Here is a 12,572-nt window from a genome sequence, read left to right as displayed (position 1 = left end):
AAGGAGTGCACGATGACCGAAGGCAAGAACACCGGCAAGATCCTGTTCGTCATGACCGGCGCCGACGAATGGACACTCGACGACGGCTCGAAACACAAGACCGGATTCTGGGCGGAGGAGGCCGCCGCACCGCTCGAGGTCTTCCGTGAGGCCGGTTTCGCGGTGACGGTGGCGACGCCGCGCGGTGTGCGCCCGCCCGTGGACGAGGCCAGCCTCGCGCCCGACGCCGTGGGTTCGGCCGAGCGCGCCGAACAGATCCGCACGCTCCTCGAGACCGCGCCCGAGTTGCAGAACCCCATCGCCCTGTCCGACGCCGATGTCGCCGAGTACGACGCGGTGTTCGTCCCCGGCGGCCACGGCCCGATGGAGGACCTGGCCGTCGACGCCGACGCCGGTGCACTGCTGATCGCGGCCGACCGCGCCCGCAAGACCATCGGCATCGTCTGCCACGGTCCGGCGATCCTGCTCGCCGCGAAGGGTGAGGACGGGGTCAACGCATTCTCCGGTCGCACCGTCACGTGCTTCGGCAACGCCGAGGAACAACAAGCGGGTCTCGCCGACAAGGCCCCCTGGCTGCTCGAGGACCGCCTGATCCACGAGGGCTTCCGGGTGACCCTCGGCCTGCCCTGGACCGTGCACACCGAGTCCGACGGCAACCTGCTGACCGGACAGAACCCGGCGTCGTCGGAGAAGCTGGCCCGCGAGGTCGTCCAGCGGCTGAGGGGACAGACTCCCGCACGGTCCTGACGCGCCGCGGCGTGGAGGCTGTGGACCGCACCGACACGCCCGTGGGCGGGCCCGTTAGCCTCGACCCGATGAGCAGACGGACACGCCGAGAACCGCGGTGGCGCGCGGGCCGGCATCATGCGGCCGACGATCGGCGCCTCCGGATCGAACAGCCCGGGCTGATGAACCTCCGCATGTACCTGGCGGTACCGGGCTGCCTGATCCTGGGCATCTTCGCCCTCGGGATCGGGATCGGATTGATGATCGATCCCGCGACCTGTGACAACCGGCCGATGGACCGGGGCGACCTGTGCGTGCACGGCTCGCGGGGCTCGGAGCAGCTCGTCCCGCACGGCGCCACGATGCGAACTCAGGTCTCGCGGGTGAACCCCGAGATCCTCGCGAAGGTGTCCGGGCACACCTACGACGACCAGGTCGGGCACAACCGGTGGTATGGGCCCGCCTCGGTGACCGCGGGCGTCCTCTTCATCGCCGGGGCGGTATGGCTCGGCAGTGTGCAGCTGAGGACGTTCCTCGACCGCTGGGAGCAGCACGGCTCGCTCAGGGCCCCGAAGACCGCCCAGGCCTCACCCGGGCAGGAGTCCCGCGACGAGAGCATCGATGACGCGCTCGAGCGGTTCCTCGTCGAGCAACGGTCCCGTCAGCGAGTCCAGGACCAGCCCGTCGATCGCGTGGTGGAAGAGCGCGATCTCCCGCGCGGTTCCCGGTAGTCCGGCCTGCTCGTTGAACGCGACGTCGGCGGCGAAGCCGCGGCGACGCCACTCGCCGATGATCTCGGCGACCTCGGGACGTCGAATGCCCTCCAGGCGCAGCTCGAGGAGCGCGATGGTCACCTCCCGGTTCGTCAGCAACCGGTCGACGATGTTCCGCAGATAGTCGGCGAACAGGTCCCGGCTCGGTTCTCGATGGGCGTTCGCGGCGAGGAACTCCTCGCTCGGTGCCAGCCGTTCCCCGATGCGCTCGACGAGTCCTTGGAGCAGCGCGGCGCGCGTTCGGAAGTAGTTCGTGGTGGTGCCCAGGGGCACCCCTGCCGCCCTGTCCACCGCACGGTGCGTCAACCCCCGTGCCCCCTCCCCGGCGAGGACTGCGATCCCCGCGTCGGCGAGTGCTCGGCGACGGTCGTCGTTTCTGGCCACGGGAGAACGATAGCCGAATCACTACATCTGCTGTAGTTTCAGAACCACTACACCTGATGTGATCGGAGACCGTGATGCGTGAACTCGTCTATTACGTGGCGGTGAGTCTCGACGGCTTCATCGCGGGACCCGAGGGACAGTTCGACGCCTTTCTCGTCGAGGGCGACCACATGGACGCCGGCATCGACCGGTTCCCGGACGCCATCCCCACCCGGATCGCCGAGGTGCTCGGGATCGACCAGGGCACCGGGCCGTTCGACACCGTCCTCATGGGCGCCAACACCTACGAGGTAGGCCTGCCGGACGTGACGAGCCCCTACCGGCACCTGGAGCAGTTCGTACTCACCCACCGGTCCTACCCGCCGGCCGAGGGCGTCACGTTCACCGACCGCGACCCGGTGGAGCTGGTGCGCGAACTGAAGGCGGCCGACGGCAAGGACATCTGGCTGTGCGGGGGCGGAACCCTGGCGTCGGAGCTGATCGGCGAGATCGACCGTCTCGTCCTCAAACGGCAACCCCTGCTGTTCGGTGCGGGCATCCCGGTGTTCGCAGCCGGGACGTACGATCCCGCGCTCTTCCGCCGGGTGAGCAACCGCGATTTCGAGTCGGGGGTGTCGATGACCGAGTACGTGCGGGCCTGATCGTCGCTCACCGGTTCCGTACCTGCTCACCCGTTCGGCGTGAGCGGGAGCGGAGAAGGTGAGCGGAAAAGCGAAACGCACCACCCCGTGGGAAGTGGTGCGTTGCCGGTTCGTGTTCAGTGGTGGAGCCTAGGAGATTCGAACTCCTGACATCCGCCTTGCAAAGGCGGCGCTCTACCAACTGAGCTAAGGCCCCGTGCCGACCGGGATCGGTCGACGGGTGCGAATCGGAGCTGTGGATCTACCGTCGCAGTGGGCCTAGGAGGACTTGAACCTCCGACCTCTTCGTTATCAGCGAAGCGCTCTAACCGCCTGAGCTATAGGCCCTTGAACCGAGCAGTGAGATTACCCGACGGATCCCCAACCAACCAAAACGGCTGGTCAGAGGCCCGTTTCAATCGAGATCGGCGAGGGTCACCTCGGCCCCGCCGACCATGTCGGCACAGATGTTGTAGATGTAGCTGCCGACCGTCGCGAGTGCGGTGATGAGGATGGCGTTGACGGCCCCCAGGAGCGCCGCCAGCCCGAAAACGGTGCCCGCCCCGATGATGTCCCCGGACGAGGTGGATTCCTCGGCCACGAGCGTTCCGAAGCTGTTGTTCAGCTGATCCCAGATGCCCATGCCGTCGAAGACGAGATACAGCACGGCGACGGCGATCATCCAGATGAAGAACCCGACCACCGACAGCACCGCGGAGATCTTGAAGGTCGCCCACGGATCGATCCGGCGCACCTGGACGGTCGCGCGCAGTGCGGTGCCCGCACCGACCTGGCGGGGTGCCGACCGCGGCGCTGCCTTCGCTCCGGTCGCGGCCCCGGCCGGGCGCGCCAGATCGGCGGTGTGATGGATCCGGTCGAGATCGGGCAGATCGTCCTCGGGCAGGTCGTCGCGCTCGATGGTGCTGGTGGGCGACTCGACGAACCTGGTGTCCTCGGTGGCCGTCGCGGGCGCGGGGCGCCGGGGGCTGTCGAGCTTGGTGACCGGTGCCTGCTGCCCGCCCGGGCCCCCGGCGGCGGGACCGTCGGCGGTCGTCACGATGCCGCGCGGCGGCGGGCCGCCCCGATTCTCCTGGCCACTGCGGGTCTCCTGGGGGCTGCGGTCGAACGCCTCCGTGGGCGCCGAGCCGGACGAGTCCTCGGCCGGTCCCCGCTGCCACGGCGGCACGAGCCCACCGCCGGGGGTGCCCGTGCCCGGACCGGACTGACCCTCTGCGGGGCGTCCGTTCTTGTCCTGGTTCGGCTCGTTCGGTGTGCTCACAGGCAATCCCTCACTCTGGCGTCACCCTCCGGGGGGCTGCGTCGACTTTGGACCGACGCGCCGGGGTCGGTCTGCACCGTCCCCGACGCGTCGGCTGCACGTGATGTTCACCCTACCTAGGAGGAGGCTTCCTGCTCCTGCTCATCCGGCTCGTCGGCGTTGCGGGCGATCGCGATGAGAGTCGTGCCCTCGTCGAGGTTCATCAGGCGCACGCCCTTGGTCTGGCGACCCGCCTTGCGGACCTGCTTGGCCGCGGTGCGGATGACGCCGCCGTTGGACGTGATCGCGTAGAGCTCCGAATCGTCGTCGACGATGATCGCGCCGATGAGTTCACCGCGCCGGCGATCGTGGGCGATGGTGAGCACACCCTTGCCGCCGCGACCCTGGACCGGGTAGTCGTCCATGCCGGTCCGCTTGGCGTAGCCGCCCGAGGTCGCCACCAGCAGGTAGGTGTTCTCGTGCACGACGTTGAGCGACAGCAGGGTGTCGTCGGCGTTGAACCGCATGCCCTGGACGCCGGAGGTCTGCCGGCCCATCGGGCGCAGGGTCTCGTCGTCGGCGTGGAAGCGGATCGACTGGCCCTTCTGCGAGACCAGCAGCAGATCGTCGTCGGCGCTGCACAGCTGTGCGCCGACGAGCTCGTCCTCGCCGCGGAGGTTGATCGCGGCGATGCCACCCGACCGGTTGGAGTCGAAGTCCTGCAGGCGCGACTTCTTCACCAGGCCGTTGCGGGTGGCGAGCACCAGGTACGGCGCATCCTCGTAGGACTTGAGGTGGATGATCTGGGCGATCCGCTCCTCCGGCTGGAAGGCCAGCAGGTTGGCGACGTGCTGGCCGCGGGCGGTGCGGTTGGCCTCCGGCAACTCGTAGGCCTTGGCCCGGTACACCCTGCCCTTGGTGGTGAAGAACAGGATCCAGTCGTGGGTCGAGCACACGAAGAAGTGCTTGACGATGTCGTCCTGCTTGAGATCGGCTCCCTTGACGCCCTTTCCGCCGCGACGCTGGCTGCGGTACAGGTCGGTCTTGGTGCGCTTGGCATAGCCGGTCTCGGTGATGGTGACGACGACGTCCTCACGGGCGATGAGGTCCTCGTCGGTGACATCGCCGTCGGCGGCGATGATCTTGGTCCGACGCTCGTCGCCGTACTTGTCGACGACCTCCTTGAGCTCGTCGCGCACGATGGCGCGCTGACGCTCCGGCTTGTCGAGGATGTCCTTGTAGTCGGCGATCTCGCGCTCGATCTCGGCGAGCTCGTCGACGATCTTCTGACGCTCGAGGGCCGACAGGCGACGCAGCTGCATCGCCAGGATGGCGTCGGCCTGGATCTCGTCGATGTCGAGCAACTCGATGAGGCCCGTCCGCGCGGTCTCGGTGTTGGCCGAGCGGCGGATCAACGCGATCACTTCGTCAAGCGCGTCAAGGGCTTTCACCAGACCGCGCAGGATGTGTGCGCGTTCCTCGGCCTTGCGCAACCGGTACCGGGTGCGACGCACGATGACGTCGATCTGGTGGGCCACGTACAGGCGGATCATCTGGTCGAGGCGCAGGGTCCGCGGCACGCCGTCGACGATCGAGAGCATGTTGGCGCCGAAGCTGGTCTGCAGCTGGCTGTGCTTGTACAGGTTGTTCAGCACGACCTTCGCGACCGCGTCACGACGCAGCGTGACGACGATCCGCATGCCGACGCGATCGGAGGACTGGTCCTCGATCCGGCTGATGCCCTTGAGCTTTCCCTCGTTGACCTGCTCGGCGATCGACTGGATGAGGTTGTCCGGGTTGACCTGGTAGGGCAGCTCGGTGATGACGAGGGTGGTGGTGCCCTTGTTCTCCTCGATGTCGACGACGCCGCGCATCTTGATGCTGCCGCGGCCGGTGGTGTAGGCGTCCTTGATGCCCTGGCTGCCGACGATCAGTGCGGCCGTGGGGAAATCGGGTCCCTTCACGCGCTCCATGCACGCCGCGAGAGTGGCCTCGTCGTCGGCGTCGGGGTTCTCCAGAGCCCAGAAGACCGCCTCGGCGACCTCGTTGAGGTTGTGCGGCGGGATGTTGGTCGCCATGCCGACGGCGATACCGCCCGAGCCGTTGATCAGCAGGTTCGGGATGCGCGACGGCAGCACCGTCGGCTCCTGGGTCTTGCCGTCGTAGTTCGGGATGAAATCGACGGTCTCCTCGCCGATGTCGCGGAGCATCTCCATCGCCAGCGGCGTCAGGCGGGCCTCGGTGTAACGCATGGCCGCCGGGCCGTCGTTGCCGCGGGAACCGAAGTTGCCCTGGCCGTCGATGAGCGGATAGCGCATCGACCACGGCTGAGCGAGACGCACGAGGGCGTCGTAGATCGCCGAGTCGCCGTGCGGGTGGTAGTTACCCATCGTCTCCGCAACGGGTTTCGCCGACTTCACGTACGAGCGGTCCGGACGGAACCCGGCGTCGAAGGATGCGTAGAGCAGGCGCCGGTGCACGGGCTTGAGGCCGTCACGCACCTCGGGCAGCGCACGGCCCACGATCACGCTCATCGCGTAATCGATGTAGCTGCGCTGCATCTCCTGCCCGAGATCGACGGGTTCGATGCGGTCGCCTTCGCCGCCGGTGGGCGGAAGGGTGGTGTCAGTCATGATGTGTTCTTTCTCCGATCACTGCGCGAGTCGTGCGACTGGCGTGATCAGACGTCAAGGAAGCGAACGTCTTTCGCGTTGCGGGCGATGAAGCTTCGACGAGCCGAGACGTCCTCGCCCATCAGGATGGAGAAGAGCTCGTCGGCCGCCGCGGCGTCGTCGAGGGTCACCTGCCGCAGCACGCGGACCGCCGGATCCATGGTGGTCTCCCACAGCTCCTTGGCGTTCATCTCGCCGAGACCCTTGTAGCGCTGGATGCCGTCGTCGGGGTTGATCTTCTTGCCGGCGGCACGTCCGGCCTCGAGGAGGCCGTCGCGTTCGCGGTCGGAGTAGGCGAACTCCGGCTCGGACTTCTGCCACTTGAGCTTGTACAGGGGCGGCTGTGCCAGGTACACGTGACCGTTCTCGATGAGCGGCCGCATGAAGCGGAACAGCAGCGTCAGCAGCAGGGTCGAGATGTGCTGGCCGTCGACGTCAGCGTCGGCCATGAGCACGATCTTGTGGTACCGCAGCTTGGAGATGTCGAACTCGTCGTGGATGCCGGTGCCGAACGCGGTGATGATCGACTGCACCTCGGCGTTCTTCAGGACGCGGTCGATGCGGGCCTTCTCGACGTTGATGATCTTGCCGCGCAGCGGGAGGATCGCCTGGTACATCGAGTCGCGGCCCGACTTGGCCGAACCGCCTGCCGAGTCGCCCTCCACGATGTAGATCTCGCACTTGGTGGGATCGTTGCTGCGGCAGTCGGCGAGCTTGCCGGGCAGGCCGCCGATGTCGGTTGCGGTCTTGCGCCGCACCATCTCTCGCGCGCGACGTGCGGCCATGCGCGCCTGCGCGGAGTCGGCCGCCTTCTTGACGATGACCTTCGCCTCGGCGGGGTTGGCCTCGAACCAGTGGCCCAGGTGCTCGTTGCAGGTGCGCTGGACGAAGCCCTTGATCTCGGTGTTGCCGAGCTTGGTCTTGGTCTGGCCCTCGAACTGCGGATCGGAGACCTTCACCGAGATGACCGCCGCGAGACCCTCGCGGATGTCGTCGCCGGTGAGTTTGCCGTCCTTCTCCTTGATGAGCTTCTTCTCCAGCGCGTACTTGTTGACCGTGCTGGTCAGCGCCGCGCGGAAACCCTCTTCGTGGGTGCCACCCTCGTGGGTGTTGATCGTGTTGGCGAAGGTGTGCACCGACTCGGAGTAGCCGGCGTTCCACTGCATCGCGATCTCGACCTCGTGCCCCTCGCCCTTGGCCGAGAAGCCGATCACCGTGTTGTGGATCGGCTGCTTGGTGCGGTTGAGGTGCTTGATGTAGTCGACGAGGCCGTCCGGGTAGTAGTACGTGCGGGTCTTCGGCTTGGCCGCTGCCTCCGCCTTCTCCGTCTCGCTCTTGACCGCCTCGGCGACCTCGGCGGTGCTCGGCTCGCTGTCGCCGTTGCCGTCGCCGGGGGCCTCGACCGCCTGCGGACGCTGGTCGGTCAGGGTGATGGTCAAGCCCTTGTTGAGGAAGGCCATCTCCTGCAGGCGGCGCGCCACGGTCTCGGCGTTGAACCGGGTGGTCTCGGTGAAGATCTCCGGGTCCGGCCAGAACCGGACGACCGTGCCGGTCTTCTTGGTCGGCTCGCCCTTGATCAGCTCGCCGGGCTTGGCGTTGGTGTAGGTCTGTTCCCAGTGGTGGCCGTCGCGCTCGATCTCGAGTTCGACCTTGGTCGACAGCGCGTTGACCACCGAGATGCCGACACCGTGCAGACCGCCGGAGACCGCGTAGGAGTCGGAGTCGAACTTGCCGCCGGCGTGCAGCTGGGTGAGCACGACCTCCACGGTCGGGACGCCGGTGCGGTGCATCTCCACCGGGATGCCGCGGCCGTCGTCGACGACCTGCACGCCGCCGTCCTCGAGAAGGGTGACGTCGACGCGAGTGGCGAAGCCGGCCATCGCCTCGTCGACCGAGTTGTCGACGACCTCCCAGATCAGGTGGTGCAGTCCGCGCTCACCGGTGGAACCGATGTACATGCCGGGTCGTTTGCGGACGGCTTCCAGACCTTCGAGGATGTTGATCGAGTCGGCGCCGTATTCGGCCGCCTTCTTCTGCTTCTTCGGTCCGGTGTCGTTGGTGTCGGCCACGAGGTGCGTCCGCTCCTGTTCTGCTCACCGGCGGAAACGGGAAGGCCCCGGGATCCGCCGTCGATCTACTCGACCCGGGACGCGGTGGCTCACACGCGCACGCGGACCCCCGTCGGGGGACTCCCCGGACGGGCTGGATGCGGCGGTGTCGGTTGCCGTGGCGCGCCCCTGTCGGGACAACTCCCACCATTGTACTGCCTGACCCGCCCTGGAACGCGCATCCGGGGCCGCTAACAGGCCCTCAGACCGATTTTTTCGGGTCCGCCCCCATTCGACCGTGGTCCGGGGAGGAAAAACGGCTCACAGCGGCCATTGACTAGTAATGTGCGGCCGAGTCTGCTAGGCCGGTGCCGGCCGTCGGTCGCGACCGCCCCTCAGCCGTAGGTGTCGCGCGGACCCCGACCACGGATGTGGCGCTCCCCCTTGCGCCAGGACGGGCCCTTCGGTCCGCTGATCCTCAACTGCTTGACCATCCCGTCGCCCACGGCCGCCGCGATCTTCGCGATGATCTGCGACTGCACGTACCGCAACTGCGTCGCCCATGCCGTGGATTCCGCCTGGACGTGAAGGATGTTGTCGCGCAACGCAACCGGCTTTGCATGGGCAGCGATGTCGGCACCCACGATCTGCTCCCACATGCCGAAGACCGTGCCCTCGCCGATCTTCTCCTGCCAGCCACGCTCCTTGGCGATGCTGGACACGAGGCGGCCGAACGGCTGCGGATCCCGGCCGTCGGGGCCGGCCCCCGACCACCGCTTACGGGTCCCGGAGCCGCGATTCGTGCGACGCACCGGGGAGGCGCGACCGCGGCCCACCGACTTGCCGGCGGCCCGCGCCGCCGCCCGCGCCTCCTCCAGCGCACGCCGCGCGCGCTCGTATCCACCCAGTTCACCGGGCTCGAGCGGGCGGCCCGACTTGTCCGGCGTGTCGTTCGGTTCCGGCGGGACGTGTCCTTGATCACTCATTCGGCACCCCCTGCGGACTCGTCGGCGACGATTGTCGAGCGACGCCCTTCCTCGTCCTCGACGACGTCGACGTGGATGCGACGTCCGCCGATCTCGGCCGGGATGTCCTCGGCGACCGCGGCGGTGATGAGCAGCTGTTCCGCCCCCGCGGTGAAGGCCACGAGCTTCTCGCGCCGCTTGGCGTCGAGCTCGGCGAACACGTCGTCGAGCATGATGACCGGCTCGACGCCCTCGGCGCGGGTCAGCTCGACGGATCCGAGTCGCAGCGCCAGTGCGAGCGACCACGATTCACCGTGGGAGGCAAAGCCTTTCGCCACATCTTTGCCGAGCACGATGTCGATATCGTCGCGGTGCGGACCCACCAGGCACATGCCCCGTTCGATCTCCTTGTCGCGGAGGTCGACCAGGCGGGCGGCCAGGATGTCGCGGATGTCCGCGGCGTCGGCGGACGGGAACTCGGCCCCACCCGCGGCCCGGTACCGCAGCGTCGCCGGGCGGGAATGGGGGGCGATCGACGCGTACGAGCGGGCGAAATGCGGTTCGAGTTCGGCCAGGACCTGGAGCCGGGCCGAGGTGACCTGGCCGCCGAGGTCGGCGAGCTGCGCGTCCCACACGTCGAGTGTGCTGATGACCGACGCCGCCTGGTCGCCGCCGCGACGAAGAGCGGCGGCGGCCGTCTTCAACAGCGCCGCCCGCTGCCGCAGCACCCGGTCGTAGTCGGCCCGTGCCGCGACCCACAGAGGTCCCCGCTGTGCCACGAGTTCGTCGATGAAGCGGCGACGGTCGCTCGGATCCCCGCGCACCAGGGACAGGTCCTCCGGTGCGAACAACACCGTGCGCAGGATCCCGAGCAGATCCCGCGGACGACGGGCCGGACTGGTGTTGATCGACGCCTTGTTCGCTCCCTCGGCGTTGATCCGCAACTCCGCGGTGAGCTCGCGGCCGTCGTTCTCGACCGTCGCCGTGACCAGCGCAGACGATACCCCGGCGTGGACCAGCGGGGCGTCGGAGCTCACCCGGTGCGACCGCAGCGTCGACAGGTAGAACAGGGCCTCGAGGAGGTTTGTCTTGCCGAAGCCGTTGCGCCCGGTGAAGACCGTCGGTTCGGGCCGCAGGTCGAGATCGACGGCCCGCCACGAGCGGAAATCCCTCAGATGCAGCTCACGAACGAACACGGGTCGGTGCGGGTGGTCGGCGGGGATCCGGTGCGGATCAGCCCGGCAGGCGGACCGGCATCAGCAGGTAGCTGAACGCGCTCTCGGGCGCGACGAAGGCGCCGGACTCGTCGGCGACGGGATCCTCGCCGCTCGCCGGCCGCAGGACCGCCGGACGGCTCGGGGTGGTGAAGCCGAAGTCGACGGTGTCGGCGTTGATCGCCGACAGGCCGTCCTGCAGGTAACCCGGGTTGAACGCGATGGTCAGCGGCTCGCCGTGGAACTGCACGGGCAGCTCCTCCTCGGCCTTGCCTGCCTCGTCGCCGCCGGCGGTGAGCAGCACGGATCCCTCGGTGAACTCCATGCGGACCTGCGCACCGCGCTCGGCGACCAGCGCGACACGGCGGATCGCCTCGATCAGCGGGGCGCTCTCGATCGTCGCGACCGAGGTGTGGCTCGCGGGAAGCAGCTGGCGGAACTTCGGGAACTCCGCGTCGAGCAACCGCGTGGTGGTCTTCTTGGTCTCGCCGAGAATGCCGAGGATGCCGTCGGATCCGATGTTGGCGCCCGAGCCGAAGGCGAGGGAGACGATGCCGGTGCCCTCCGCGCCCGCGGTCTTCGCGCTCTCGGCGAGCGTCTTGGCCGGCACCAGCACGGCGCCCTTGGTGTCCGGATCCGTCGGCTCCCACTGGAGTTCACGCACCGCGAGACGGAAACGGTCGGTGGCCGCGAGAACCACCGAGTTGCCCTCGATCTCCACGCGGATGCCGGTGAGCATCGGCAGGGTGTCGTCCTTGCCCGCGGCGACCGCCACCTGCGAGATCGCCTCGGCGAACAGCTGGGACGGGATGGTGCCGGTGATGGCCGGGATGTCCGGGAGCTGCGGGTAGTCCTCGACCGGCATCGTCGGCAGGGAGAACTTGGCGCTGCCGCAGGTGATCGCGACACGCGCGCCGTCGAGGGTGACGTCGACGGGCTTGTTGGGAAGGGCCTTGGTGATGTCGGCCAGCAGGCGTCCGGAGACGAGCACCTGACCCGGTTCGGCGACCTCGGCGCCCAGGTTCTCCTGGGCCGAGACCTCGTAGTCGAAGCCGGAGACGGTCAGGCCGGTGTCGCCGACGTTCAGGACCACACAACCGAGAACCGGCACGGGCGGACGAGAAGGCAGGCTGCGGGCGACCCAGGCGACGGAATCAGCGAACTCGTCACGTGCGACACGGAACTTCATGCTGGGTGGTTGCCCTTCTCTCTCGTGCGGATCGCCGGTGTCCGGTGGTCGGGACGTGCGTCGACCACAGCCCGATCACTCGGCTCGGATCCGCGCAACGTCGATCACGTCCCACTTCCGGGAATCCCACTGTAGAACGCCCACCCCGAGACCGGGATGGTTGGGGCCAAGTCGAGGGTGCTTGTCATTCGCCGGCCGCGGCTCGGTCGGGGACGGCTCGCGGCGGCCGGTGTGTACACAGACCTTCTTACAAAAGAGTTTCCTTTAGAGAAGGATCCATCTCAGTAGTAGGGAGTGTGGAATCTGTGGACAACCGGCGGATCCGCCCAGTCGGAGCGGGTTCGGCGATGTGAATGATCGGTGGACTGACGTCGAGCAGAATCACAAGAGTTTGTGGACAACTCTCGTTGTTCGCCGGCCGTCCACTGTCGTTGCACAGGTCATCCACGGTTATCCCCAGAGTTGTCCACAACTGTGAACGATGTGATTTCGCAGGTCGCCGATCGCGGCGGGAGGGGGCTGACACCCGGGATCCGGTGCGGATCCGGGTGAGAAGGAGTCTCGAGTGGAGCGCGAGGGTTGTCGTTGTCGACCCCCGCGGTCGTCGTCGAGAGGCCTGCGCCGCCGGGGCGTCGTCCCACCGGAACCCGGTGAGCACACGCACGCCGAGGACCCGCTGGGGCGCTCCCCCGTCCAGGCCGATGCCCGCCCTCGGGCCTACTC

At 68.0% G+C, this 12,572-nt stretch carries 9 protein-coding genes and 2 tRNA genes; 2 read left to right on the top strand and 9 right to left on the bottom strand.

The features are described from left to right. Positions 1-12: 12 nt before the first annotated feature. Positions 13-747 (top strand): type 1 glutamine amidotransferase domain-containing protein, encoded by a 735-nt coding sequence (locus tag GP2_RS09340; protein ID WP_006900252.1) that lies wholly within the window; start codon positions 13-15, stop codon positions 745-747. A 566-nt stretch (positions 748-1,313) separates the two neighbouring features. On the opposite strand, the gene GP2_RS09335 is transcribed toward GP2_RS09340, so the two are convergent. Next, complete coding sequence (locus GP2_RS09335; protein WP_006900251.1) at positions 1,314-1,883, bottom strand: TetR/AcrR family transcriptional regulator; 570 nt, start codon at positions 1,881-1,883, stop codon at positions 1,314-1,316. Between the two features lie 74 nt (positions 1,884-1,957). Between GP2_RS09335 and GP2_RS09330 the strand changes: the two genes are divergently transcribed. Then, a complete protein-coding gene (locus GP2_RS09330) occupies positions 1,958-2,524 on the top strand; it encodes a dihydrofolate reductase family protein (RefSeq protein WP_006900250.1) in 567 nt (188 codons plus the stop codon). A 120-nt stretch (positions 2,525-2,644) separates the two neighbouring features. On the opposite strand, the gene GP2_RS09325 is transcribed toward GP2_RS09330, so the two are convergent. The 8 genes from GP2_RS09325 to dnaN all read right to left on the bottom strand — a co-directional run bounded on the left by GP2_RS09325 (position 2,645) and on the right by dnaN (position 11,849). Then, a tRNA-Ala gene (locus GP2_RS09325) sits at positions 2,645-2,720 on the bottom strand. 57 nt (positions 2,721-2,777) lie between these two features. Continuing rightward, positions 2,778-2,851, bottom strand: a tRNA-Ile gene (locus GP2_RS09320). 67 nt (positions 2,852-2,918) lie between these two features. Further along, a complete protein-coding gene (locus GP2_RS09315; RefSeq protein ID WP_006900249.1) occupies positions 2,919-3,782 on the bottom strand; it encodes a DUF3566 domain-containing protein in 864 nt (287 codons plus the stop codon). Between the two features lie 116 nt (positions 3,783-3,898). After that, complete coding sequence (gene gyrA, locus GP2_RS09310; protein ID WP_006900248.1) at positions 3,899-6,394, bottom strand: DNA gyrase subunit A; 2,496 nt, start codon at positions 6,392-6,394, stop codon at positions 3,899-3,901. Positions 6,395-6,441: 47 nt separating this feature from the next. Then, positions 6,442-8,502, bottom strand: coding sequence for a DNA topoisomerase (ATP-hydrolyzing) subunit B (gene gyrB, locus GP2_RS09305; RefSeq protein ID WP_006900247.1), 2,061 nt, complete (start codon positions 8,500-8,502; stop codon positions 6,442-6,444). 374 nt (positions 8,503-8,876) lie between these two features. After that, positions 8,877-9,467, bottom strand: a complete 591-nt coding sequence (locus GP2_RS09300; RefSeq protein WP_006900246.1) for a DUF721 family protein — start codon at positions 9,465-9,467, stop codon at positions 8,877-8,879. Beyond that, positions 9,464-10,642: a DNA replication/repair protein RecF gene (gene recF, locus GP2_RS09295; RefSeq protein WP_006900245.1), complete on the bottom strand. Its 1,179-nt coding sequence runs from the start codon at positions 10,640-10,642 to the stop codon at positions 9,464-9,466. Before recF ends, GP2_RS09300 begins: the two co-directional genes overlap by 4 nt. Before the next feature lie 37 nt (positions 10,643-10,679). Then, a complete protein-coding gene (gene dnaN, locus GP2_RS09290; RefSeq protein ID WP_006900244.1) occupies positions 10,680-11,849 on the bottom strand; it encodes a DNA polymerase III subunit beta in 1,170 nt (389 codons plus the stop codon). Positions 11,850-12,572: the final 723 nt, after the last annotated feature.

The sequence above is a fragment of the Gordonia paraffinivorans NBRC 108238 genome, from assembly GCF_000344155.1.
Lineage (GTDB): Bacteria > Actinomycetota > Actinomycetes > Mycobacteriales > Mycobacteriaceae > Gordonia > Gordonia paraffinivorans.
This window is presented reverse-complemented; position numbering and strand designations above follow the sequence as displayed.

Excerpts from the sequence above, each read along its gene's own strand:
- GP2_RS09340 (WP_006900252.1), top strand. The coding sequence starts at position 13 with ATGACCGAAGGCAAGAACACCGGCAAGATCCTGTTCGTCATGACCGGC.
- GP2_RS09330 (WP_006900250.1), top strand. The coding sequence starts at position 1,958 with ATGCGTGAACTCGTCTATTACGTGGCGGTGAGTCTCGACGGCTTCATC.
- gyrA (WP_006900248.1), bottom strand. The coding sequence starts at position 6,394 with ATGACTGACACCACCCTTCCGCCCACCGGCGGCGAAGGCGACCGCATC.
- GP2_RS09300 (WP_006900246.1), bottom strand. The coding sequence starts at position 9,467 with ATGAGTGATCAAGGACACGTCCCGCCGGAACCGAACGACACGCCGGAC.
- dnaN (WP_006900244.1), bottom strand. The coding sequence starts at position 11,849 with ATGAAGTTCCGTGTCGCACGTGACGAGTTCGCTGATTCCGTCGCCTGG.